The organism is Pseudovibrio sp. M1P-2-3, from assembly GCF_031501865.1.
GTDB classification, from domain to species: domain Bacteria; phylum Pseudomonadota; class Alphaproteobacteria; order Rhizobiales; family Stappiaceae; genus Pseudovibrio; species Pseudovibrio corallicola.
The window spans coordinates 3310380-3335495 of the sequence record NZ_JARRCW010000001.1 but is presented as its reverse complement, the minus strand read 5'-3'; the positions used below and the strand labels follow the sequence as shown (position 1 = coordinate 3335495).

General features: G+C 48.4%; 24 protein-coding genes. 12 read left to right on the top strand and 12 right to left on the bottom strand.

What is annotated here, in order from left to right:
• Positions 1-69 precede the first annotated feature (69 nt).
• From pstB to phoB, 3 genes are read left to right on the top strand one after another with little or no spacing between them, the layout of a single operon-like run.
• Entirely contained in the window at positions 70-846 is a 777-nt protein-coding gene (gene pstB, locus P6574_RS14580) for a phosphate ABC transporter ATP-binding protein PstB (RefSeq protein WP_310622167.1), read from the top strand.
• 30 nt (positions 847-876) lie between these two features.
• Positions 877-1578, top strand: coding sequence for a phosphate signaling complex protein PhoU (gene phoU / locus P6574_RS14575; protein ID WP_310620996.1), 702 nt, complete (start codon positions 877-879; stop codon positions 1576-1578).
• A gap of 34 nt (positions 1579-1612) precedes the next feature.
• Entirely contained in the window at positions 1613-2308 is a 696-nt protein-coding gene (gene phoB / locus P6574_RS14570; RefSeq protein WP_310620995.1) for a phosphate regulon transcriptional regulator PhoB, read from the top strand.
• Positions 2309-2402: 94 nt separating this feature from the next.
• Here phoB and P6574_RS14565 read toward each other — a convergent pair whose 3' ends face one another.
• The gene (locus tag P6574_RS14565; protein WP_310620994.1) at positions 2403-2987 is read right to left on the bottom strand and encodes a GcrA family cell cycle regulator; all 585 of its coding nucleotides are present in this window, start codon (positions 2985-2987) and stop codon (positions 2403-2405) included.
• A gap of 663 nt (positions 2988-3650) precedes the next feature.
• Between P6574_RS14565 and P6574_RS14560 the strand changes: the two genes are divergently transcribed.
• The 5 genes from P6574_RS14560 to P6574_RS14540 all read left to right on the top strand — a co-directional run bounded on the left by P6574_RS14560 (position 3651) and on the right by P6574_RS14540 (position 8628).
• On the top strand, positions 3651-4838 hold the full coding sequence (locus P6574_RS14560; RefSeq protein WP_310620993.1) for an aspartate aminotransferase family protein: 1188 nt from the start codon (positions 3651-3653) through the stop codon (positions 4836-4838).
• Positions 4839-4848: 10 nt separating this feature from the next.
• A complete protein-coding gene (gene argF, locus P6574_RS14555) occupies positions 4849-5787 on the top strand; it encodes an ornithine carbamoyltransferase (protein WP_310620992.1) in 939 nt (312 codons plus the stop codon).
• Positions 5787-6791 carry an Hsp33 family molecular chaperone gene (locus tag P6574_RS14550; protein WP_310620991.1) on the top strand — a complete coding sequence of 335 codons (1005 nt, stop codon included), beginning with the start codon at positions 5787-5789 and terminating at the stop codon, positions 6789-6791. The genes argF and P6574_RS14550 overlap by 1 nt, the downstream gene beginning before the upstream one ends.
• 212 nt (positions 6792-7003) lie before the next feature.
• Entirely contained in the window at positions 7004-7858 is an 855-nt protein-coding gene (locus P6574_RS14545) for an SDR family oxidoreductase (RefSeq protein ID WP_310620990.1), read from the top strand.
• Between the two features lie 158 nt (positions 7859-8016).
• Positions 8017-8628, top strand: a complete 612-nt coding sequence (locus P6574_RS14540; RefSeq protein WP_310620989.1) for a CDP-alcohol phosphatidyltransferase family protein — start codon at positions 8017-8019, stop codon at positions 8626-8628.
• A gap of 156 nt (positions 8629-8784) precedes the next feature.
• Here the strand turns inward: P6574_RS14540 and P6574_RS14535 are convergent, their stop codons facing one another.
• Positions 8785-9198, bottom strand: coding sequence for a tellurite resistance TerB family protein (locus P6574_RS14535; RefSeq protein WP_310620988.1), 414 nt, complete (start codon positions 9196-9198; stop codon positions 8785-8787).
• 214 nt (positions 9199-9412) lie between these two features.
• Here P6574_RS14535 and P6574_RS14530 point away from each other — a divergent pair, with 214 nt between their 5' ends.
• Together P6574_RS14530 and P6574_RS14525 are read left to right on the top strand one after the other, a co-directional pair.
• On the top strand, positions 9413-11071 hold the full coding sequence (locus P6574_RS14530; protein ID WP_310620987.1) for a lysine--tRNA ligase: 1659 nt from the start codon (positions 9413-9415) through the stop codon (positions 11069-11071).
• 33 nt (positions 11072-11104) lie between these two features.
• A complete protein-coding gene (locus P6574_RS14525) occupies positions 11105-11923 on the top strand; it encodes an SGNH/GDSL hydrolase family protein (protein ID WP_310620986.1) in 819 nt (272 codons plus the stop codon).
• Here the strand turns inward: P6574_RS14525 and P6574_RS14520 are convergent.
• From P6574_RS14520 to P6574_RS14510, 3 genes are all read right to left on the bottom strand, one after another.
• The gene (locus P6574_RS14520) at positions 11828-12934 is read right to left on the bottom strand and encodes a calcium:proton antiporter (protein ID WP_405048105.1); all 1107 of its coding nucleotides are present in this window, start codon (positions 12932-12934) and stop codon (positions 11828-11830) included. The two genes, P6574_RS14525 and P6574_RS14520, sit on opposite strands and share 96 nt — an antisense overlap.
• A 75-nt stretch (positions 12935-13009) precedes the next feature.
• Positions 13010-13837: a thermonuclease family protein gene (locus P6574_RS14515; protein WP_310620985.1), complete on the bottom strand. Its 828-nt coding sequence runs from the start codon at positions 13835-13837 to the stop codon at positions 13010-13012.
• 27 nt (positions 13838-13864) lie between these two features.
• Entirely contained in the window at positions 13865-14485 is a 621-nt protein-coding gene (locus P6574_RS14510; RefSeq protein WP_310620984.1) for a S24 family peptidase, read from the bottom strand.
• 110 nt (positions 14486-14595) lie between these two features.
• On the opposite strand from P6574_RS14510, the gene P6574_RS14505 reads away from it, so the two are divergent.
• Both P6574_RS14505 and P6574_RS14500 read left to right on the top strand, forming a co-directional pair.
• A complete protein-coding gene (locus P6574_RS14505; RefSeq protein ID WP_310620983.1) occupies positions 14596-14937 on the top strand; it encodes a DUF952 domain-containing protein in 342 nt (113 codons plus the stop codon).
• Between the two features lie 6 nt (positions 14938-14943).
• Positions 14944-16038 (top strand): quinone-dependent dihydroorotate dehydrogenase, encoded by a 1095-nt coding sequence (locus P6574_RS14500; protein WP_405048149.1) that lies wholly within the window; start codon positions 14944-14946, stop codon positions 16036-16038.
• 59 nt (positions 16039-16097) lie between these two features.
• Here P6574_RS14500 and P6574_RS14495 read toward each other — a convergent pair whose 3' ends face one another.
• The 7 genes from P6574_RS14495 to P6574_RS14465 all read right to left on the bottom strand — a co-directional run bounded on the left by P6574_RS14495 (position 16098) and on the right by P6574_RS14465 (position 25086).
• Positions 16098-17426: an MATE family efflux transporter gene (locus P6574_RS14495; RefSeq protein ID WP_310620981.1), complete on the bottom strand. Its 1329-nt coding sequence runs from the start codon at positions 17424-17426 to the stop codon at positions 16098-16100.
• A 36-nt stretch (positions 17427-17462) separates the two neighbouring features.
• Positions 17463-17729, bottom strand: coding sequence for a DUF6460 domain-containing protein (locus P6574_RS14490; RefSeq protein WP_310620980.1), 267 nt, complete (start codon positions 17727-17729; stop codon positions 17463-17465).
• Between the two features lie 114 nt (positions 17730-17843).
• Positions 17844-20096 (bottom strand): 3-hydroxyacyl-CoA dehydrogenase NAD-binding domain-containing protein, encoded by a 2253-nt coding sequence (locus tag P6574_RS14485; RefSeq protein WP_310620979.1) that lies wholly within the window; start codon positions 20094-20096, stop codon positions 17844-17846.
• An 11-nt stretch (positions 20097-20107) separates the two neighbouring features.
• Entirely contained in the window at positions 20108-21316 is a 1209-nt protein-coding gene (locus P6574_RS14480) for an acetyl-CoA C-acetyltransferase (protein ID WP_310620978.1), read from the bottom strand.
• Positions 21317-21594: 278 nt separating this feature from the next.
• Positions 21595-23391: an acyl-CoA dehydrogenase C-terminal domain-containing protein gene (locus P6574_RS14475; protein ID WP_310620977.1), complete on the bottom strand. Its 1797-nt coding sequence runs from the start codon at positions 23389-23391 to the stop codon at positions 21595-21597.
• Positions 23392-23713: 322 nt separating this feature from the next.
• Positions 23714-24388, bottom strand: coding sequence for an SDR family oxidoreductase (locus P6574_RS14470; RefSeq protein WP_310620976.1), 675 nt, complete (start codon positions 24386-24388; stop codon positions 23714-23716).
• A gap of 221 nt (positions 24389-24609) precedes the next feature.
• Positions 24610-25086: a MerR family transcriptional regulator gene (locus tag P6574_RS14465; RefSeq protein ID WP_310620975.1), complete on the bottom strand. Its 477-nt coding sequence runs from the start codon at positions 25084-25086 to the stop codon at positions 24610-24612.
• Positions 25087-25116 lie beyond the last annotated feature (30 nt).

The window sequence follows — 25116 nt, the reverse complement described above, 5'->3', positions numbered from 1 at the left end:
GGTGAAATGTACAAGTTTGAAACAACAGGCAGAAGCCAAATAACTGGTCCAGTGGTGAATGATGTGACTATGGAAACCGATAGAGAAATACCATTAAAAATGCGTGGTGAAGGCGTTTGTGTCTACTATGGTCAAAAGCAGGCTCTCAACGCTATTCATCTGGAGATCAGAAAGAATCAGGTAACCGCACTTATTGGTCCATCGGGGTGTGGGAAATCAACGTTCCTACGTTGCCTGAACCGCATGAATGATACGATTGAAAGTTGCCGGGTGGAAGGAGGGATCTACCTTGACCACGACGATATTTATGATCCCAGCATTGATGTTGTTGAGCTGAGAGCACGGGTGGGTATGGTTTTTCAAAAGCCCAACCCTTTCCCAAAGTCGATTTTTGAAAATGTTGCATATGGTCCGCGTATTCATGGTCTTGCTCAATCAAAGTCTGATCTTGAAGAAATTGTAGCAAACAGTCTCCAAAAGGCGGGGCTTTTTGAAGAAGTCAAAGACCGCTTGGATGAGCCAGGGACGGGACTGTCCGGCGGTCAGCAGCAACGGCTGTGTATCGCCAGAGCCATTGCAGTTTCTCCGGAAGTCATCTTGATGGATGAGCCCTGTTCGGCTCTGGACCCCATTGCCACTGCCAAGGTGGAGGAGTTGATTGATGAGCTTCGTGAAAACTACACGATTGTTATCGTAACGCACTCCATGCAGCAGGCTGCCCGTGTTTCCCAGCGCACCGCATTCTTTCACCTCGGAAGCTTGGTGGAGGAAAGTTTAACCAACGATATATTTACGAACCCAAAAGACCAGCGCACGCAAGATTATATAACTGGCCGCATTGGCTGATAAGAACGAAAGCATAACAGGTGATTGGCTATGTCAGACCATATTGTGTCGGCCTTTAATGATGAAATGAAAAATCTTGCCACGCGGGTTCTTGAAATGGGCGGTATGGCAGAAACTCTGGTTAGAGACTCTATTCAAGCGCTTTTGACCGACAACCGGAAACTGGCTGAAAGTACGATTGAGGCTGACAAGCGGTTGGACGCAATGCAAAGTGAGCTGGAAGATTTGAGTGTTTCCATTATTGCGCGCCGCCAGCCCATGGCAAGTGATCTCAGGGAAGTGGTTGCGGCTATGCGAATTTCCAATGATCTTGAAAGGGTCGGAGATTTGGCCAAGAATATCTCCAAGAGGACACTGGCTATAAAGGGGGGGTTAGGCTCAAAGGAGTGGGCGCAAGGTGTTGAGCATATGGCAGACCTTGCGCTTTGCCAGCTGAAGGATACTCTGGATACATATACGAGTGGGGATCTGGAGGTTTTGAGACAGGTTCAATTGCGGGATGAAGAGATTGATGCTCTTTATACGTCCATTTTCAGAGAGCTGCTTACCTATATGATGGAGGACCCGCGCAGCATTACAAAATGTGCGCATTTATTGTTTTGTGCTAAAAATATTGAACGAATTGGTGATCATGCAACGAACATTGCCGAGAATATTTACTATAAGATCACCGGGGAGCACTTGCCGAACGAGCGGCCCAAAAGTGATGAATTGAACGCCTTGGCGAACTAGTTGACTTAATAGTTCATGGAAAGACATCTTAACTATGCCTGATATTCTTGTTGTTGAAGATGAAGAGTCTTTGAGCCTGCTCTTGCAATATAACCTTGAGGCAGAAGGCTACAATGTGGAAGTCTGCATGAAAGGGGATGAGGCGGATTTGCGGCTTCAGGAAAGTCAACCGGATCTTGTGTTGCTGGACTGGATGTTACCGGGTGTCTCGGGTATTGAGCTGTGTCGTCGCATGAGAGCCAGAGAGGAAACTGCACAGATTCCAATCATCATGCTGACAGCGCGGGGAGAAGAAACCGAACGTGTACGAGGACTCTCCACCGGAGCTGATGATTATGTTGTCAAACCGTTCTCTGTTCCTGAGCTGATGGCACGCATTCGCGCCATTTTGCGGCGCAGTAAGCCCGAGGTCGTATCTTCACAGTTAAAGTCCGGGGATATTGAACTGGACCGGGAGACCCACCGTGTCAGGCGTTTGGGGAAGGAAATTCACCTTGGCCCAACTGAGTTCCGGCTTCTGGAGTTTTTGATGAAGGCTCCGGGACGAGTATATTCACGCGAACAATTGCTGGATGGTGTTTGGGGGCATGATGTGTATGTGGATGAAAGGACTGTTGATGTTCATGTTGGCCGCCTGCGCAAAGCGATAAACCGCGGAAAACAGAAAGATCCCATCCGGACTGTTCGGGGCGCTGGGTATTCGTTTAACGATCAGTATGCAGTGGCATAATCGACCTGAGTTAAGAGGTTATAAAAAATAACAGCAAAAAGCATGGGCTTTTTGCTGTTCAATACGTGGTTTTCGACACAATGTCGTTTTGAACTTAAGCAGTTGCTTTACGTTCGCGTCTTCTTTCGCTGACTGGCTGATAGGCAACCCTGCGATGGTGAGCGCAATATGGTGTCGATCCATCTGATTGACGCCCGCAAAAATGAAAGTCTTCCCCGCCGGGATCACCAATAGGCCACTTACAAGTGCGTTCATTCAGGCTAAGTATAGTCGCCCGCTCCGACATTGGCATCAGGCTATCAGGCGAAGAAACTGGTTCAATCTCTCCCACCGGGATAATTTCCGGCTCAATCTTTAAGGCGTTTGCCCCAGACACACTTGGTTGGTGTGTTTGTTGAGATAACGGAGAAGCACTTCGAGCTTTAACGGGTGCACTGTCACTTTTTGCAGATGCAGGAGGCGCAGTTTTTCTGGGAGAAGGTGATGTTGAAGAAGAAGTGTTACGCCGTGGCTTACTAGAGTTCGTTGATTTGACACGGCCGGATAAGCCTAGCCTGTGGACTTTTCCTATAACTGCGTTTCGAGTGACATTCCCCAGTTCTGCCGCGATTTGGCTAGCGCTGAGACCTTCAGCCCATAGCTTGGTTAGGAGTTCAACACGATCAGTCGTCCAGCTCATAGAAGTCCCCATCTTCCTACTGTCTTCTCGAGTACAACTTTTGTGTGTAGTCGCTGTAGATTAGCTGCATTACATCCAGTCATTGGAAACGAGAAGGTGTTTCCCACTTAGCACTGACCCTACTATAGTGAATATTGGAGTAGCAATGATGCCAAATAAATCATGTTGGTTTGTAGTCGGTTTTCCCCAGAATTAAACTAAGTCAAGGAGTTGTCCATGATCTCGTGGTGGTCGAATGGACATAATAACTGTATGTACTGCAAATAATTCTAAATATTTTTTTTGCTGGAATTAATATCGGCTTGCCAACTTCTCAATAAATACATGAGAATTTTTTAAGATGTTTGTTTGTGTCACCCCATTTGCTAGAAGCTCTCTGTATTCATACTAGCTATAAAGTATGGTGGCATTTATAACCTTGAGTTGTGTTTGGTGTCCCTATCAGGCCGAGCGTTTGAAACGTAAATAAAGAGGGCTTTTTAGTCCTGTAAACTTGGCAAAAAACCTTTGCAATACGTAAAGATGATTGACAGTTAGAAGTGAAAGCTCTTTATATAACTTCTTTTGAAATTAAGGGGTCTTAAACGACGTTCTCTTAGTTGCTTGCTGAAACAAAATTGCTCTTCTTTCGAATGAGAAGAGACCCTATCCAAGGAGTAGGATATGACGACTTCGTCGCTCTTTCAGACCTATGTACGTTCCGAGCTTGAGTTCGAGCGGGGGGAAGGTGTCTGGCTGTATGCGAATGATGGTCGACGATATATGGATTGCGCTTCTGGTGTTGCTGTGAGCGGCTTGGGACATTCTCATCCAAAACTCGTTGAGGCTTTACAAAAGCAGGCGGAAACCCTGTGGCATGTGTCGAACCTTTATCGCAGTAAAGAGCAGGAAGAGCTTGGGCAACTTCTGGTGGACAATAGCTTCGCCGATAAGGTGTTCTTCTGCAATTCGGGCACTGAGGCTGTGGAAGGCGCTATCAAGACTACACGGCGCTATTTCTATGCCAAGGGGGAACCCGAAAAATATCGGATCATTACCTTCGAAGGTGCCTTTCACGGGCGGACAATGGCCGGCCTTGCCGCAGGCGGTCAGCAGAAATACCTTGAGGGGTTTGGCCCTGCTCTGGAAGGGTTCGACAAAGTTCCTTTTGCCGATCTGGAGGCAGTCAAAGCTGCAATTGGTCCGCAAACTGCGGCTATCTTGCTAGAACCCATTCAAGGTGAAGGGGGCATTAAGGCGTTTGATCCGGCCTTCCTTAGAGCGCTGCGCGCCCTTTGTGATGAACATGGCTTGCTTTTGGTTCTGGATGAAATTCAGTGTGGTGTAGGGCGAACAGGTAAGTTCTTTGCCCATGAATGGGCAGGAATTGAACCAGATGTAATGGCTGTTGCCAAGGGAATCGGCGGAGGCTTCCCTCTGGGAGCCTTTCTCGCGACCGATGAAGTGGCGTCTGGCATGAGCGCTGGAACCCACGGCACCACTTATGGTGGGAACCTTCTGGCCATGACTGTTGGTAAGGCCGTGTTAAGTATTGTTCTTGAACCGGAATTTTTGGAGAAAGTCCAGAAGAAGTCACTTCTGCTTAAGCAGAAACTGGCGGCTTTGGTGGATAGCCATCCAGAAGTATTCAAGGAAGTCCGAGGTTCTGGTTTAATGCTTGGGCTGGTTTGCAAGGGTGACCAAGGTCTAACTTTAAAAGCCTGTCGCGACAATGGTCTTCTGCCAGTTCCTGCGGGAGAAAATGTCCTTCGCATTATGCCTCCGATGGTCATCAGTGAAGAAGAAATTTCCCAGCTTGTTGAGATGCTGGAGACGGCAGCTTTAGCAACTGAAGCTGCACAAAAGAAATAAGAGTTAATCCATGTCCGTTGTTTCAAAGCCCAAACATTTTCTTGATATCTCTGAGTTGCCAGCAGGTGAGCTGCGAAAAATTCTTGATGGTGCCTCCCTTTTGAAAAAAAGGAGAGAGGCTCAACGTGGTAAATCCGGCCCTCTTTCGGGGCGGACGTTGGCTATGATCTTTGAACAGCCCTCAACACGTACACGCATCTCTTTTGATGTGGGTGCGCGGGAGCTGGGTGGTGAGCCGCTTATGCTGACTGGTAAGGAAATGCAGCTGGGGCGCGGGGAATCTATTCCTGATACCGCCCGTGTTCTCAGCCGTTTCGTTGATATGATCATGATCCGTATGTTGGATCATGAAGCTGTTCGCGAACTGGCACAGTATTCTGATATACCTGTCATAAACGGTCTGACAAAAGAGTCCCATCCCTGCCAGATTATGGCGGATATCATGACGTTTGAAGAACATCGCGGGCCTATTCAAGGCAAGCGGATTGCATGGGTTGGGGATAGCAACAACGTACTCTACTCGTGGATGCAAGCGAGCGCAAAGCTGGATTTCGAGCTTGTCGTGGGGGCGCCAAAGGAGTTGACTGTTCCGCAGGAGTGGTTAGAAGCAGTCAAGCGTCAAGGTGGCAATGTCACCATTACCGAGGACCCGATTGAAGCAGTTTCTGGCTGTCATGCTGTCATTACTGATTGCTGGGTTTCTATGGGCGATGAAGACGCTTCTTACCGCTATAACCTGCTGAGCCCGTATCAGGTGAATGATAACTTGATGGCCAAGGCGCATAATGAAGCAATATTTATGCACTGTTTGCCAGCTCACCGTGGCGAAGAGGTTACGGATGCGGTAATGGATGGCCCACAGTCGGTTGTTTTCGATGAAGCTGAAAACCGACTGCACGCTCAAAAAGGAATTATGGCATGGTGTCTTGATGCACTGCCGGAGGAATAATGAATAAAAGCCAAGAGCAAACGTCTAAAGTGAAGCCTGTGGGTGATGATGTTGTCCTTCCTTTCTCGGTTGAGGGGCTGGACGTTCGCGGGCGAAGTGTACGTCTGGGCGCAGTTTTGGACAGCATGCTTGCCCGTCATGACTACCCGGTGCCTGTCAAGAAGTTGCTTGCGCAGGCAACTGTTCTGACAGCGATGCTGGGAAGTACGTTGAAGTTTGACGGGCGGTTGACGTTGCAGGCACAAAGTGATGGTGCTGTGTCCATGATGGTTGTGGACTTCAATGCGCCTGACGGCTTGCGCGCAACAGCTTCTTTTGATGAAGAGCGTGTGAGTTCTGTCGCGCAGCAGGAAGGCTTCAAGCCGGAAGATTTGCTCGGCAAGGGGCATCTGGCGTTCACAATCGATCAGGGTGCTCACACCAGCCGCTACCAAGGCATTGTGGCTCTGAATGGCATCTCTTTGGAAGAAGCTGCACACGAATACTTCCTAAAGTCCGAGCAGATACCGACGCGGGTCCGCCTTTCTGTCGCGGAAGTGTTGAAGGCTGACGAGAAGGGGAGCTACAATCATACTTGGCGCGCTGGCGGCATTATGGTTCAGTTTCTCCCTCAAGCACCTGAGCGCATGCGAGCCGCAGATATTCACCCGGGAGATGCTCCGGAAGGTACACCAGCGCACTTTGTAGAAGAAGATGATGCATGGGTAGAAGCCAAATCTTTGGTGGATACGGTCAAGGATGATGAGATTGTTGATCCTGATCTTGGAATAGAACAATTGCTGTTCAGGCTGTTCCATGAGCGGGGCGCTCGGGTTTATGACCCTCATCCTATGGCAGACCGATGCACATGTTCGGAAGAGAAGCTCAAAAAAACTCTTCGAGGTTTCCCAAAAGAAGATCAAGACGAGTTAAAGACGCAAGAAAATATCTCGATTACCTGCGATTTTTGCAGTCAGAGCTATACTTTGCTTACCAAGGATGTCTTCTCCGAAGATGAATCCTAAGCTTCCCTCATAAGTACTGCTCTGGTCTTTTAAGGCCGGAGTTCTTCTTTGGATGGCTGTGCCTTTTACTTTAAAAGTGTATAGAAATCTCTTGAAGTTCAGTTATTTTGACTCCATTTTTTATAGTTATAATCAATATTTGTTTTCACTATTGAAAATCCTAGAGTGCTCTACCAGTTGGTATGGTAGTGCACATAATTGGGATAAAAATAATGATCTTACTGACCGGAGCTACCGGAACAACTGGAAAGCAAGTCGTTGATTTGCTAGTTCAAAATGGTGTTCAAGTTCGTGCCTTGGTGAGAGATAAGACTAGAGCCACAGATTTAGCGCTCAAGGGAGTGGAACTAGTTGAAGGCAGCTTTGAGAATATCGAAGAAATGCCACACCTTTTTGAAGGGATCGAGCGGGCTTTCTTCCTCTCCGGTATTTCGGATAAGCAGCGTGACTATGAACCACGTTTTTATGATATGGCAAAGCGTTCCGGTATAAAGCATGTTGTCAAACAATCTGCTTGGGTTGCAGAGTATCCTGACGGAGGCTACATGGCCAAAACTCACAGCCTAGGTGAGGGTTACCTTAAGGCAAGTAGCCTGACATACACGATTATCCGCCCGAACTACTTCATGCAGAACTTCGTAGACTTTGCCCCTTCGATCAAAGAGCAAGGGGCAGTCTTTCTACCCGTTGGTGTAGGGCGTTGCGGTGTAATCGATATTCGGGATCTGGCTGAAGTTATTGCAGCTGTCCTAACGCAGGAAGGACATGAGAATAAGACTTACCGTTTGACTGGTCCGGACATTCTTACAATAGAAGAGTGTTGCCTCAAACTTGCAAAGGGTATTGGTAGGCCCGTCCACTTTCAGGACATTCCCTTGGACGATTTTAAAAGGACCCTTATGTCTTTCGGACAAACCGAGTGGTTTGCCGAACGCATTGTTGAGCTTATGAATATGGTAAAAGAGGACACGCAGGCCGAAACCACAAATACAGTTGAAGATGTTCTTAAACGGCCTCCACGTGCCTTTGACGAGTTTGTAGAGGATTATGCTGGAAATTTCCGCTAGTTTTCAGGAAATTGCGCGCTAGCCTACCCAATTGGGATCTGCCCTGAAATTGTTGCGGTATATGAGTTGGTTCACTTTCAATTTAAGTGCACTACAGTATATGCAGGGTGTTGGGGCATTTCCATGTCTCAAGGGTCATAAGAAAGTTGGGGTCGCGAGTGTTTGACGCAAAAGCAAGGCGGGTGATAGATCCGCCTTTAAATATTATTGGAAAGCTACTGGCGCAAAGGGGGGTTCGTGCAAACTGGGTTACAGTTTCAGGACTTTTGTGCGGTCTTTTTGCAGCCTACCTTGTGGTCCTTGGGTATTTTCTAACCGCTCTTGTTTTTGTTGTTCTGAATAGGCTGGCTGATGGCCTTGATGGGGCGATTGCCAGAGCCGATAAAAAGACCGATCTTGGCGGTTTTCTGGATATCCTTTGTGATTTTGTATTTTATGGCGCTCTTCCGCTAGCTTTTGCCCTTCACAATCCCGTAGAAAATGCGCTGGCGACCGCAGGGCTCCTATTTAGCTTTTATCTGAGTGGGTCTAGCTTTCTGGCCTTTGCTGTTATCGCGGAGCGCAAAGGCGTCATAACCGAGGTGCAAGGACAAAAGTCCCTTTACTACTTGAGTGGTCTTGCTGAAGGCGGAGAGACCATTGCGGTGTTTTTGGCGTTCTGTCTGTTTCCGCAGTATTTTGTTTGGCTGGCGTGGGGATTTGCCGGAATTTGTCTCATCTCTTCCATAGGCAGAGTAGCCCAAATTGTGAAACTAACCGGAGCAGACTAGGACGAGAGTGCACCGCAGAAAAGTGGAACCGGTCTTCGGTTAAAGATGTGCGACTTAACAATAGGTTAAAGCATTGAGCCACTTTAATAAAATGCCTCACTGATTTAGGGGAAGGGAACTGGGGCAGAAAGTTTCTGCCCGAGCATGCTTTGTAAACTATACCATGCGGTAACGGGCCTGAACACTGCGCTCAATTGCAGCTGTTGTCAGTGCGTCCAGCGACAACTTGTTGCGAAGAAGCTCAAGCATTCTCAGTTCTTCTTGTTGCAGTTTCAGGTCAGCTGCCGCAACCTCAACAGCTAATGCGTAGGCGGTATCGTGCAGTTTTTTGGGAAGAGACGAAACAATCAGGTCCAATGTATCTGTCAGTCCGTTGTCTGCCGCCATGCGTTCACCGCACTGCGCGGCAACCCTTACAAGGGTCTCCCGGTCAAATCCTTTGAATACAGGTAGGATTTTGACGATATCCCCCATGACCAGTAGTTCGGCATCCGTCATCGAGCTGTCTGCAGCAGACATCATGACCATTGTGTGTATCAGGGCTTCATGTGTTGTTAGTGACCCGCTCATTTTAAAAAAAATATCCCTTAAAAATTGTTCCGCTCGTCTCTTTGTAAGTAAAAACGCAACATAGTGTGCGATTGCCTTTCAAAAACGAGTTGGGAACGTTGACGCGTACCGCGAATTTCCTTAAGTTCCGCGGACCTAAGGTAGGTACGGTTTGTTGGCCTGCCAAGGGGTTCCTAAAAATTTCACAGATATAGAAAGCCGATGGTTTAACACCATGACCAAAAATTCTTTGCCGCAGCTCGATCTTAGCCCCGAACTTATCGCAGCGGCCCAGGTTTCTAAAGCCTGGCCGTTTGAAGAAGCGCGCAAACTGGTCAAACGGCTGAAGGATAAACCCAAGTCCGGCCCAGTCTTGTTCGAGACTGGGTATGGCCCCTCTGGTCTGCCACATATGGGCACATTTGGTGAGGTTGCCCGCACGACAATGGTGCGCACCGCATTTCACGTGCTGACTGAGGATAAAATCGACACCAAACTGATTTGCTTCTCAGACGATATGGATGGTTTTCGCAAGGTTCCGACCAATGTTCCCAATCAGGAACTGTTAGCTGAAAGCCTCGGCAAACCGCTTACCCGTGTTCCAGATCCATTTGGAGAATACGAAGGGTTTGCCCAGTCCAACAATGCTAAACTGATGGCATTTCTGGATAGGTTTGGTTTCGAATACGACTTTGCGTCTTCAACGGACTATTATGAGTCTGGCCGATTTGATGAAGCTTTGCTTCGCATGCTGGAAGTCTACGACAAGGTGATGGCGATTATCCTGCCAACGCTGGGCGAAGAGCGCCGCGCGACTTACTCACCGTTCCTACCAGTTTGTCCGCGCACAGGCATTGTGCTGCAGGTTCCAATGGTTGATCGGAGCGTTGAAAAAGGCACAGTCACCTATATTGATCCAGAGACAGACGAGCGCGTTGAAGTTCCTGTGACAGGTGGTCATGTAAAGTGCCAGTGGAAAGCCGACTGGGCCATGCGTTGGTATGCGCTTGGTATTGACTACGAGATGGCCGGTAAGGACTTGATCGATAGTGTCAACCTATCGGGTAAGATTTGTAAGGCTCTGGGCGGTAAGCCACCAGAAGGATTTAACTACGAACTCTTCTTGGATGAAAAAGGGCAAAAAATCTCCAAGTCCAAAGGCAATGGCCTCACTATGGAAGAGTGGCTGACCTATGCGACCCCAGAGAGCTTGTCTTTGTTCAACTTCCAGAAGCCCAAAACTGCTAAGAAGCTGTATTTCGACGTTATTCCTAAAGCGGTTGATGAGTACTTCACTTTCTTGAGCAAGTGTGAAGCTATGAAGGCTGATCAAAAGCTGATGAACCCGGCTTGGCACATTCATTATGGCAACCCGCCGAAAGTGGATATGCCCATCAACTTCGCAATGCTCCTCAATCTGGTGTCCGCATCCAATGCGGAAAACAAGGATGTATTGTGGGCATTTATCTCGCGTTATGCGCAAGGCGCCTCAGCCCAGACGCACCCTGAGCTTGATTCTTTGGTTGGATATGCGATCCGCTATTATGACGATTTCGTTAAACCAACGAAAAAGTTCAAGATAGCGGACGACGTGGAAACAGATATGCTCAAGCAGTTGGATGCGACGCTGAGCAAGCTGCCCGCAGAAACTGATGGTGGAGAAATCCAGAATGCGATCTACGACATTGGTCGTAACATAGAGCGCTATCAGAACACGCAAAAGCCTGGGCCAGATGGAAGACCTGGTGTTGGGCAAACCTTCTTTTCCGCCATTTATCAAGTACTTCTTGGTCAGGAGAAGGGGCCAAGGTTCGGCTCGTTTGTTGCCCTTTATGGTATCGAGGAAACAAGAGGCTTGATTACAAAAGCACTTGCAGGAACGCTCGGAAACTGATGAACTGTCCCCCTCTTAATAGAGGGGGACTTTATGTATATTGGCACTATTTTATCACTCTTTTTATTACCTCTATACATAATTGAGGGAATTCGGACGCGATTAAGTACTCTTAGACTTCCATCGGCGATTGGGCCTGTTTCTGGAACCTTCAAAGGGAATAGGAATGAAGACCAAGAGATTCGTCTTCTCATCGTCGGCGACTCCACAGTAGCGGGCGTCGGGGTTAAAACAACCGATCTGGCTCTTCCCTATCAGTTGGCTAGAGCTCTTTGCGAAAAATCGGGAAAGACAGTTCACTGGCGCGCCGCTGGGTGCAACAGCGCAGAATCTACTCATATTCGTGACTTGGTAATCCCGAACCTTCCCGAGGAGGATTACACGCATGTGTTTTTCAGCTTGGGCTTTAATGATCTCAAAAACTTTCGGTCCCAGGGGAAATGGAAAAGCGGCTTCGGTGGTTTGCTTTATGCGACCCGTGCAAAGTACCCAAACTCCAAAATTTATTGGTGTAAGATGATGGACCCCGGCCGTATGCCCGCCCTCAAGAGGGGGCTGGTTTTCGTTTTACGGCTACGAAGGAAAATGATTTCTGAATTGGGGGCAGCCTTGTGTGAAGAGCGAGGCGGTACATGGATCGAGCCAATGAAAGGTACCCGAGCAGAGTATTATTGCCATGATGGTGTTCATCCCTCTGAAGAGGGAAATAGGGCTTGGGCCAATCATGTAGCCATCGAAATAGTGCATAACGAGGCTTCATGGCAGGAAAATCAATACAAAGTAGACGATGAACAGCACCAGATGCACCGATCCATGGAGGACGTTGGTCCGGTTCCCGCTGAAAGTAATTAAGCTCATGACCAAGGTCAGAATAAGGAGCAGCATATCTGTGTTCTTGACACCCAGAACAATATGAATATCCAAAAGCCCCGCCACCAAGAGGACAGCGGGGACTGTTAGGCCAATAGTCGCAAGTGCTGAGCCAAGGCAGATATTTACCGATCTTTGGAGTTGATTTTTCAAAGCTGCTTGGAAACTGCCCAGACCTTCCGGTGTTAGAACCAGAAGAGCTACTAAAATTCCGCCCATTGCTGCTGGCAGTGACCATTTGGTGATGGCGCTGTCGACAAGAATTGCAAATTTCTTGGAAAGCAGAATGATAGGCATCATCGTCAGCAGCAAAAAAGAGGCATGATAAAGATTGGAACGTACTTCAAGATTGGGGTGGTGGCTGTGTGCTCCGCCCTGTCCTTTTTGAGGGGACTGATCATCTCCTAGTAAAAAGGGGAGGGCTATTCCCGAGTAAGGACTGGGTTCCTTGAAAAAAGAAGAATGCCGGATATTCTGCGTGGCTAGAAAAACGCCATAGAGCGCAACGATTATGAGAGCAAACGCAACCTGTTGCGCTGTTGATAGGGACGGGTCCTCCGTTGAGATCGTGTATCGTGGCAAAATCAACGATATGGTTGCAAGTGGAATAAGGACAGAGAGAAAGGACCGCGCCCCTTGCGTGTTAAAAGGCTGTTCTCCATGCTTTAGCCCGCCAAGCACCAAAGTTAGCCCCACCATTCCATTGAGCACAATGTTGAGGACGGCAAGCATGGTATCGCGAGCAAGGGCATCATTACTTGCACCAGTCAGCATAATTGCAATTATCAAGGAAACTTCGATGCCGATGACCGAGAGGGTTAGAATAAGGGTACCGTAAGGTTCTCCAAGGCTAACTGCCAGACAATCCGCATGACGAACAACAGCAAAAGCACTCCACATCATTGCGAGGAAAATCCAGAAAAAACTGATAACTTTGACTGTGGCTGGGCTGCTGGCTCCCACTAGGGCTTCAGTGTAACTATAAAAAATCACAACTGTGATACAGCTGAATATAAATGGAAGCTCTTTTCTTAAAGTTGGAAGTATGAATGTCACAATTTAAATCTTTCAGGGGTCTGGATTAATAACCTTTTGAAGGGGGGAATGCTGTTTCCAGTAAATTTGCGGCTGCGTCTGGATAAGGATCTCTTCTTCTTCCACCTCTCTTGGGCCAGTTTGTGTACCAGCTGGCACTAGAAAGTCATTTGATGGCATTTTTTTGCGCTCTGTTTGCCATATACCCCGCTTTTTCTGTTTTGCCTCTTTTGCTAAACGGTTAAACTCGGCAGGAGCGTCTGTTGTGGGGCTAGCCCAGCCGTTTTCAAGGAGCCAATGAGCGACATCCACTTCTCCGCGTTTACATGTTGCAACGGCATATCCTTCCCCTGTTTCTTGGATATTCGAACATTCCACTGAAACTTGCAGGAGAAATGCGCGAAGCGCGGTCCTTGCACGCATGCCACATGGCCAGGCGCCTCCAAGCCAGCTGCTGCAGGTACGATCCAGAGGAAGGGGGCTGAGGTGAGCAAGCCTGATTTTCCGGCCATTATGCTGGAAGCTCGCTCCATCCAGAATGAGTGGGCGGTGGATAGCCAGTAAATCCGCTGGCTCTTGTTTTTTTGCGTCGCCTTGGGCTGGTGAGGCACCTTTACCGGTTACCTGTTGTTGGTCATCGGTATTGGAGACCGCGACCGAACTGTCCGGCTTACTCGCCTCTTTAGGCGCAATATTTGTTCTTTGCGGGAGGGACGAGGGTTTGTAAAGGGTCAAAGCAGAGGTGACAGGACGGGAGGGGTTCTCTTCCCTTTGAAAGGCCAGAAAAGCGAGCGCTCCTATGGCTATAAAACACAGGAGAACCGGAACAAGCGAATTTGTTATTTTCTTTATCCAGCGCATCATGCCCCACAGTGTTAAGCTGGATGGCTATGATCTGCTCACCCATAAAACTCTGGCAATCCACTTGACCTCGTTGTGTGCGAGCACATCAACAGACGCCTGATTGGATTCACATCGGAACTCGTAGGAGCTGACTGTTTTCCTCAGGAAGTAACAGGCTTTTGCCCTGTGTCCCCCCTGTGAGTAAATAACTGTATCCATTCGCCGTAAAGGGGCGTTTGGTGCCACGATCACAGTATCTCCATCCCTGAATAATGGCTCAAAAATATTACCATATACCTCAAGAGCGACCGTCTTCTCGCCGTATTGGCTGGGAAAATGCATTTTTGCCTGTTTTGATATTGGCAGGGAAAGGTCTTGATTGCTGTTTGTAAGCGAAAGAAGCGCGGTTTCAGCAGATGGAGAACTTTCTGCAGGATTTCCTTCAACCAGCTTGGCGAAGTCTGAAAAAGACTTTCCGGTCACATCTAGTAGTTTTGAAATGGATTGTGTCGAGGGCCAATGGAGTTGTCCCTGAGTTGTCATGCGTTTGGATTTATTGAAGGCTGTTGGGTCTAGGCCTGCTTTTTTGGCTAGGGCCGAAAGGCTTATTCCTTCGAGCTTGGCAAGGTGGTCAATCGCCTGCCAAAGGTTCTTATGGGACAGCATAAAAAGAGCTACCTGAAAAATGTTTGGTTTAAAGGGCTTGCGGACTCATACCGTTCGCTTATATGAGACTATTTTCAGTTGGTGTATACTCACTGAAAGGCCATTCCAATATGTCAATTATCTATAAGATTGCAAATACCGAGCTTTGGAGCCAGGCGGAGAACGATGGGAAATTCGTCGGGGCTCCCATTGATCTGGAAGATGGGTATATCCACTTTTCCACCAAGGAAACGGTGCGGGAAACGGCTGCAAAGTACTTTTCAGGAGCAAAAGATCTTCTTCTTATTGCAGTTGACACGGATCGTTTGAACCAAGAAAAACTTCTGTGGGAACCGGCTAGAAATGGAGCCTTGTTTCCTCATCTTTATGAGCCGCTTTCCCTTGAACATGTTTTGTGGGTCCAAAAAATGCCCTTGGGAGCAAATGGCCAACATATTTTTCCGGAGCTTTAAATGTCGATCTCTCGGTTAGCCAATAAAGTTGGCCTCAGGGCACTGCACTGTCTGAATGCAGAAGCTGCGCATAATGCTACGATCAAGCTCTTGAAGGCTGGTGTCCCCTTTCAAGCGAAAACGGTTCGGGACCCACGGCTGCGCTATACTCTCTCTGGAGTGGAGATTGATAGTCCTGTGGGCATGGCGGCGGGGTTTGACAAGAACGCCGAAGTTCCAGATGCTTTGTTAAAGCTGGGGTTTGGGTTTGTTGAAGTTGGCACTGTGACGCCTCGCCCACAAGCTGGAAACCCGAAACCGCGTAACTTTCGCCTATCTGCGGACAAAGCAGTCATCAACCGCTATGGTTTCAATAATGATGGACACGGCGCTGTCTATGGGCGTCTTGCAGCCCGTCAGGGCTCAAGTGGTGTGGTCGGGGTCAATATCGGGGCAAATAAGGATTCCGAAGACCGGATCAAGGACTATGTACGCGGTATAGAATGCTTTGCGGATGTTGCCTCTTACTTTACCGCAAATATATCTTCCCCCAACACCCCTGGACTGAGAGACCTTCAAGCGAAGAGCTTGTTGGAAGACCTTGTAGGCCGCATTATAGAGGCTCGTGACGAGCAAATAGATAAAATAGGGCGCAGCGTACCTGTTTTGCTTAAAATAGCCCCTGATGTTAGCGAGAAGGCACTGGAAGATATCGTCAGTGTCGTCAAGGACAAGCAACTGGATGGGTTTATTATTTCCAATACAACCATCTCCAGACCGGATTTGCTGGATAAGGTGCAGGCTAAAGAGACTGGTGGCTTGTCTGGAGCTCCGCTCTTCCGCCTTTCTACTGTTGTACTGGCGAAAGCAAGGCGCCTTGCCGGACCGGAACTTCCGATCATTGGCGTTGGCGGCATTGATAGCGGCGAGAGCGCATGGGCCAAGATTACGGCGGGTGCCAATCTGGTCCAGCTTTATTCGGGTATGGTTTACAAAGGCGCTGGTCTGATTCAGGAGATCAATGACTACTTGATCGAACAACTTGATCAAAAGGGATTGAGCAACCTTCAAGACGCTGTTGGTCAGGATGTAGAAGTATGGGCCAACGAGGAATTGGTCTGATAAACCATCAATGAGACAGGAGAGAATACCTCTCCTGTCTTCGGTTTGCCAAGATGGCTTTAGGCGTGTTGAGCTGTAAAGAACTGCCTTTCGCGTAGTCTGAGCCGGTAGGTTAAGGTAAGCCCGCGCAGCATAAGGAAGACAAGAAGGGCAAACCAAAGTCCATCATTCCCCATGATTGGAAAGAATACGTAATAAAGCCCTAGGAATAGCGCTAGTGAAACAAGCATCATATTACGCATATCCCGAGACCACGTTGCTCCAATAAAAATCCCATCCATTTGAAAGGCAAGGGTTCCGGCAATTGGAGTTAGTGCTGCCCACCAAAGGTATTGGCTTGCAGCTGATCTTACTTCCTCGTGGGTGGACATCACGGCAACAATATGAGTGCCGAAAAGGAAGAAGATAACGGTTAAAAACAATGCGATCAGACTGCCCCAAAGAAGCGAAAGGTTGACGGATCTTTTGAAAGCGGGCCGGTAGCGGGCACCAATGGCTCTTCCAACCAGTTGCTCTGCCGCTGTTGCGGTGCCGTCCAGAAAGTAGCCTGCAATTAGAAAGAACTTTTCAAGAATTGCGTTGGCAGCCAGCACAATGTCACCTTGATCAGCACTGCGGGCCGTGAAAAATGCAAAGGCTCCCAGCAGGGTAAAGGAGCGAATCATGATATCGCGGTTTAAAGCGAGTAGGGCAAGAAAGTCGTCTCTCTTGAATATACTGGCAAAAGGGTGACGTGGAATCCCGCCAAGTCTTTGGTAGAGAAAATATAAACTGACTAAAAGCGTAATCAGTTCACTGAGGGCTGTTGCATACGCAACGCCTTGGATACCCCATTCGAAATGAAGCACAAACAAAGCGCTCAGTACGATATTTGTACCATTGAGAAGTGTTTGCAGTAGCAAGCCCGTCTTTGCCATGCCAAGTCCTAGAAACCATCCCAGCACAGCAAAGTTAGACAAGGTCAACGGGGAAAACAGCACCCGAATGGAGAAGTAGGAGGCGGCAGCGCTTTGAACTTGATCCGAGCCCCCAAGCAAATTCAGTCCAACTGACAGGACAGGGTATTGAAGCAGAACAATTAAAGACGCCGCCACTATCGCCAGAATGAGAGAGCGGATCAAAACCAGCTCCAGTTCACTCTTATTGCCCGCCCCAAAAGCCTGAGCCGTCAACCCAGTTGTGCCCGAGCGCAAGAAGTTGAAGGACATAAAGACAATATCAAAAATGACAGAGCCAAGAACCAGCCCACCTATCAAGGATGGATCATCAAGCTGCCCTATGACTGCGGTGTCCACGAGCCCCAACAGCGGGGTGGAAATGTAGGCAAGGGCCATGGGCACCGCAATTGCCATGAAACTGCGGTGCGTTACAGTGAAGGTTTGGGCCATGTGGCAGTTCTGATGTCCTGATAGTCGTAGTTAAGGTTATCCAGATTTAAAGAGGCGGGAAATCAACCAAATCGGGAGCACCACAATGGCGCCCAATACAAAATAGCCGCCAAGGCGCGCAATCGCTTCAAAACCAAGATCCCAAAGACGCAAGACAAAATTCTGAAGATACAGGAAAATATCTAATGGGTTCAAGTTTATAGCAGATAGGATTATACCAACAATAAAAGATAGGAAGACCAGCCGAATGGCCACAGCACCTGGTGAACCGCCAAGAAAGCGATTGAGTTTATTGTCTTCCATTTCTAGTCCTTTCTGATTGCAATAGTCTCTATATAGGGTTGTTCTTGGAAAAGTCAGTCCAGCACCGCACTTCTGTGGGGAACCCCACCAATATGTTGGGAGACAACTGGATAATTAGAGAGTTGCAACCTGATTATCCCATGTAGCCGCGGGTTTGTGATTATGGTTGCCTTGTGGCTGCGGCGGAAACCTGCCGTAAAATCCTTCGTTATGGCGCGCAAGGTCCCTTAGCAGCTTTGTAGGCCGGAACCGCTCTCCCCATCGCTTTTGCAGCCCTTTGCATTTTACCACAAACACATCTGCTCCCATGTCATCGATATAGGACAGGGCGCCGCCTGTGTACGGGGGAAAGCCAAACCCGAAGATGGAGCCGATATCAGCTTCCCGAACATCGGTAATGCGCTTTTCTTCAAAAATTCTGGCAGCTTCCAGCGCTTGAATAACAAGAAGGCGATCTTTCAACTCTTCGATTTCGAATTCGGCTGCAGGCTTGGATGCTCCCGTAATTTCGGTAATCCCTTGCCAAAGGAACCGATTTTCGCCCTCATAGTCATAAAAGCCCCGCTGGTTCTTGCGGCCAAAGCGTTGTCGTTTGACAACCAGTTCTTCCAGCAGCTCTTCGGGGATAGGGGACTTGAAACGCTTGCCCATGTCCTGCCTTGCGGCTTTCACAATGTTATAGGCGTGATCGAGTGCCACATCATCTGCAAGCCCCATGGGTCCGATGGGCATGCCAGCCATAAGGCCTGCATTTTCAATCATCGCCGGAGGAACGCCATCCCGAAGCATGTGAGCACCTTCTGCAGCATAGGTCATAACTATACGGGAGGTGTAAAAGCCGCGCCCATCCTCAACAACAATAGGGGTTTTGGACAGGGCCTTGATAAAGTCCATGGCCACAGAAAGGGTTTTTGCGCTTGTTTGCTTGGTTTTAACCACTTCCACCAACTGCATTTTTTCTGGCGGAGTGAAAAAGTGCAGGCCGATGAAACTTCGAGGTCGCGGAAAATACTGCGCCAAAGATGTAATGGGTAAAGTCGAGGTGTCAGAGGCGAATGTGGCCCGTGGTTTCATGAATTGAGCGGCCTTTTCGGTCACCTGCTTCTTCGCTGTACGATCTTCCACCACAGCTTCGATAACCAGATCACAGTCGTTCAAAACAGAATAATCTGTTCCCACCTGAATGAAGGAGAGGAGTTTTGAATTCACCTTCTCATTTGAAATGCCCTGTTCCTGTGCCTTTTGGGCAAGAGCGGTACAATGTTCAAATCCTTTATCGGCAAGCTCTTGGGTTAAGTCCAGCATATGAACCCGAATACCAGCTTGCGCTGTCACATAAGCAATGCCCGCGCCCATATAGCCAGCTCCAAGGATGCCGACTTTCTTGATGTGGTTGGGACGCTGACTTGCCGGGCGGCGCACTCCGCTGTCCAGCTGATGACGGGAGAAGAATAAAGTCCGCACCATATTTGAAGCCTCAGAGCTGACTAAAAGTCTGGTTGCAAATCTTTGCTCAACCTTTAACGCTTGGTCAAAAGAAAGGTGCAGCCCCTCAGTAGCAGCATTCAGTAGTGCTCTGATATTGGGATAATTATCATAGCTAAGGGCGCGATAGCGCGCAATGAGCGAGGCCCAGAACTGCATGCCTTCCGGACTGTAAAAGTCCCCGGATGGGAACTTGAAGTCGGTTTTATCCCAAGGCTTTACCGGGTCAATACCAGCGCCAAGACGCCTTTTGGCAGCTTCAATCAGTCGTTTGGCGGGCGCAGTCTCGTCTATCAAACCAAGAGATTTGGCGTCTTTTCCTGTCAGCTGTTTACCGGTTAGGGCAAACCCCATCGCCGCATCAAGGTCGGTAACCAGACGCAGTATTCGCTGAATTCCACCGCCACAGGGCATGATGCCCAGTTGTACTTCTGGAAGGCAAAACGTGGTTGACAGTGTATCGGCGGCAATTCGGCTATGGCAGGCAAGCGCCAGTTCCAGCCCACTTCCCATGCAGGAGCCGTTTATGGCTGCAATAAAAGGCTTGGGACAGGTTTCAAGTTTGCGAAAGACCTGTGACAGGCGTCCCGTTTCCTCCAAAAATGCCAGCGCGGCACCTTGGGTGTCGGTTTCACGGCGGGCTCTGTAACACTTCAATAAGTCTTCCAGAGTTTTGAGGTCAGCACCTGCAGAAAAGCTTTTCTTGCCAGAAAACAAGATCGTGCCGTTAATTCGCTCATTCTGAGCGATGTAGTCAATCAGCCGGTCCAGCTCATCCAAGAGGTCCAATGTAAAGACATTAACAGGCTTGTTGCGCATATCCCATGTGAGCAGTGCAATGCCGTCTTGATCAATTGAGAGGGAAAAGTGATCCAGTTTCATAGAGTTATCCCTCATACCCGCTCAATAACCGTCGCTGTTGCCATGCCAGCGCCTGCACCTAAAGTAACAAGTGCTGTGTTCAAATCCCGTCGTTCCAGTTCATCAAGCGCAGCTCCGATCAGCATTGCTCCAGTTGCGCCCATTGGATGCCCCATGGCAATGGCTCCGCCGTTTACATTTACCCTCTCAGGGTCGATCTCGAAGGCTTGCTGATATCGTAGTGGCACTGCGGCAAAAATCTCATTGACTTCGAACAGGTCAATGTCTGACAGTTGCATCCGGCTGTTTTGAAGGAGTTTTTCTGTAGCATCGATGGACCCGGCTAACATGAGTGCGGGGTCTGATCCCGTTGAGGTGAAACTGCGAATTCTGGCACGAGGGGAAAGGCCTGTGGCTCTTCCTGCCATGCGCGAGCCAATCAGAACGGCAGCGGCTCCATCTGAAAAACTTGCAGAATTTCTTTCGTGGTGCACGTGATTGATATATTCAATCTCAGGGTGCGCTTGTATGGCTACTCCATCATACCCCTGTTCCTTGCCTTCCCTTTTAAAGGCAGGGGGCACAGTGGAGAGCTCTTCCGAGCCTGTCTCAGATAATACGTGCTCGTCTTGCTCCAGTAAGGTGAAACCATTTATATCTGTGACAGGAAGAACTGATTTTTTAAACCGTCTTTCAGACCATGCAGTGGCAGCGCGTCGTCGGCTTTCACGTGCATATGCATCCACATCATTCCGGGAAAAACCATATTTTGTAGCAATTAAGTCTGCGGATATTCCCAAAGGCATATAATAGGCACGCAGGGCAATGCAGGGGTCTACGGACCATGCTCCGCCTGAAGACATGGTGCCTACTCTGCTTATGCTTTCGACGCCGCCAGCCACGATGAGTTTTTGCTGGTTCGACATCACATAGGCAGCAGCCATATTAACGGCTTCCAGCCCAGAGGCACAAAAGCGGTTAATCTGAACGCCGGAAACGCTGGTGTCATACTCTGCCAAAAAGGCTGCGGATTTTGCGATATTGCTTCCAGCTTCCTTCACAGCTTCGGCACAGCCCAGAATAATATCGTCAACAAGTGCCGTTGTTAGATTACTGCGTTCCTTCAAGCCCTTTAAAATATGAGCTGCCAAGCGGACGCTGGAAATTTCGTGCAATGCTCCTCCTGCATCACCTACGCCCCGCGGTGTTCGCACATGGTCGAATATGTATGCATCGGCCAACTTGTTCCTCCCCGAACCTGAAGCCTCGATGATTGACTAGCGAGAGATTCCCTAGATCATTCTATAAGCCTTAAATTGTTGTTCAATATAATAAAACGGGATTTTAGTAATCTGCAAGTCGTGACGTAAGGACAGTCAACACAAGTGTTTTGCATGAAAGGAAATAAATGAAAGAAGAAGGGATATATCGACGTGGTTTCATCCACTCGACTTGAGATATCTGCTGTTCGCAGTGGAGTGGTTGAGAGGGAGGCCCTCTCAACCAGATTTTTTAAGAATTAGAACAGGTCTGCATCCAAAGACATGACTGTTTCCGCACCTGTAGACAGGCGGGCCAGATGAGCAGAAGTCTCAGGCATCAAGCGTTCCATGAAGAACTTACCAAGGGTAAGTTTTGTCTTCAGGAACTCTTCTTTTTCGCCTGCGCCAGCTTCCAACTTGGTGTTTGCAACAAGTGCAATCTTGTTCCACATGTAACCAAGGGAAACCAGACCCATCAGATGCATGTAGTCTGTAGAGCCAGCACCGGCATTGTCAGGGTTCTTCATGCCGTTCTGCATCAGCCACATAGTCGCTGCCTGAAGATCGTCGAGACCTTTCTTGAGCGGCTTTGTGTAGGCTTGCATCTCTTCATTATCGCTCTGCGCCTTCAAGAAACCAGTGATTTCTTTGAAGAGTGCCTGAATAGCACGGCCGCCTTTTGCACCAAGCTTACGTCCTACAAGATCAAGAGCCTGAACGCCGTTAGCGCCTTCATAAATCATAGTGATACGGGCATCGCGTACGAACTGCTCCATGCCCCATTCTTTTATGAAGCCGTGACCACCGTACATCTGCTGAGCCATTACAGCGTTATTAAAGCCGATGTCTGTGAAGACACCTTTCATCACAGGTGTCATGATACCCATGAGATCTTCGTTGGCTTCAGCAACAGCTTCGTCATCTGTTGAATGTGCGACTTCACCTTTGAGGGAAACCCACATGTACAGGGCACGGGCTGCTTCGTTGAAGGAGCGGATGGTCATCAGGGTGCGGCGAACATCGGGATGCACGATGATTGGGTCAGCTGCTTTATCAGGATTCTTAGGACCTGTGAGAGAACGGCCTTGAATACGATCTTTCGCATAAGCAACAGCGTTCTGGTAAGCGGCTTCAGATACACCAAGGCCCTGAACAGCAACACCCAAACGGGCTTCGTTCATCATAACGAACATTGCGCGAAGACCTTTGTTGGCTTCACCAACCAGATAACCTTCGGAACTGTCGTAGTTCATTACGCAAGTGGCGTTACCATGGATACCCATTTTTTCTTCAAGGGAACCACAGGAAACGTTGTTGTACTCACCTGGGTTGCCGTCAGCGTCCAGCTTGTATTTTGGAACAACAAACAGGGAGATACCCTTTGTACCTTCTGGAGCACCTTCGATGCGGGCCAGTACAAGGTGAATGATGTTGTCTGTCATATCCTGATCGCCAGCAGAGATAAAGATCTTTGTGCCGGAGATTTTGTAGGAGCCGTCAGCCTGAGGAGCAGCTTTCGTGCGCAGCATGCCTAGATCAGTACCACAGTGTGGTTCTGTCAGGTTCATGGTACCGGACCATTCACCAGATGTCATTTTAGGCAGGTATGTGTCCTTGATTTCGTCGCTTGCATGCTGAAGAAGAGCTGCGATAGCGCCGAGAGTCAGGCCAGGATACATGGCAAAGGCAATGTTTGCCGAGTTCATGTATTCATTGAAAATCGAAGTCAGAGTTCTTGGGAGGTCCTGACCACCGTACTTAGTAGGTAGGGAGAGTGTTCCCCAGCCAGCTTCGTTAAATGCATCATAGGCTTCTTTAAAGCCGGTCGGAGTCGTTACAGTACCGTCTTCGTTACGTGTACAACCTTCTGTATCACCAATCTGGTTCAAAGGCTGAACGCGCTCTTCAACGAACTTTGCGCCTTCCTTCAAGATTGCTTCAACAAGGTCCGGTGTGGCCTCGGAAAACCGTGGAAGATTTTCGTATTGTTTTATGTCTAACACATCGTTCAACAGAAACAGTGTATCTTCGACGGGAGCATTATAAATTGGCATTTCTCTTCCCTCTCCAAACAAACCCGTTTTATGATCTCTCACTTACGCTTACGTAAGAGTATTCCTGTGGGTTCTTATAATTGCCAATATAAGGGGCAACAAGCATTGACAAACAGAGCAAAGCAGAAATTTTGCGTAAAAACACGAAACTGCACCCAAAGGATCAATTCACTCTTCCCCATAGGGATAACTTAGTTTGAGTTTAATATAGTATGGCGTGAAAATTTAGCCGTTTTACGACCTAGTAGAGAGTCGTTTTGAATTTTGAAGTGTTGAATCACGATGATCACTCGAAAATGAAAATGAGAGTGCGGGAAGTCTCCTAATAGGCTAGTCTCATTCCAGAGTAATCTTCAAAACGGCCAGTATTTTCCATGGATAAACAGTCAAATCTGGCCAGTAAACCCGCAACACTTTCGGTGGAGTCAATATCAGCCTCTGCGCCACCCATATCGGTTTTTACCCATCCAGGGTGGTAGGCGCCAACAGCAATACCTTTGTCTGCCAAATCAAGGCTTAAGTTGGTGGCAAGGTTGGTTACTGCTGCTTTTGAGGCGCGGTAAATATAGCTACCTCCAGAAGAGGATTCTGTGTTGGAGCCCAGCCGAGAGGAAATGATGGCAATTTTCCCGTGCTTTGGTTGCAGGTAAGGGATAAAGGCGCGGGCCGTGAAAAAAACACCTGAAACATTTGTTGCTAGCACCTGTGCCCAAGCCTCCGGCGTGTAGGCGGGGTCCTCAAGTTTTCCATATCCGATATATTGACCTGCGTTACATATAAGTAAATCCAAAGGGCCGAAAATTCGGGCAACGTCTTCGCAGGCTTTGGGGTCTGTTACATCCAACAATGTGGGAGTTACCCCGTCCATATTGAAAAAAAGCTCCGCATTCTTAGGGGAGCGGAAACAGGCCAGTACCTTATCACCGCGGGCAGACGCTTGCCTCACCATTTCCAATCCCAAGCCACGGCTCGTACCTGTAATGGCGATTTTTGACATTAGCTCTTTCTCCTCAATTTAAAGTGTAGCTTTTAAAAGTGGGTTCCGTTGTCTGGGTAAAGATTAAGTATAAAAATGAATTAGAACGTGACTGTGAACTTGGTTCAACGAGGCACGCTCTAAACATAATTCTTTCCACTATCTGATCGACAGGGACACTCTTCAAATAAGCAGAGATCTATGAGCTGAAGGCAGTTTTAAAAGGCAAGGCGCTACAGCAATCAGGACACTTGTCTTGTTTTTTCTTCCTGCTCACGGGCTTTGATAAGTCCGGCTACAATTGACACCGTTCTCTCCAGCTCTTCCGTTGCCTGATCAATATGTTTACGCTGTTCTTCAAGCGCCTGAATTTGTTCTTCAAAACGCTCAAGGGCCACTTTGAGCTGAAGGACCTGACCGTCCCGCAAGTCATAAAGGTCCAGCATATCTCTGATCTCGGTCAGGGAAAATCCTACACGCTTTCCCATAAGAACCAACTTCAAACGGGCGCGGTCTCTACGATTGTAAATGCGAGACATTCCCTCCCGCTTGGGGTTGAGCAGGCCTTTATCCTCATAGAAACGAAGGGTTCTTAAAGTTACATCAAATTCTTTTGACAAATCACCAATGGTGAACTGCATTTTTCTGGTCCCGTCATTTTGGGTACCTACAACGTCCTCAATGGCGCTTGAGTTGTTGATCTGCAGAGCTTCACTCATGAAGCAATCCTTCCTGTTTTTCTTGGGACC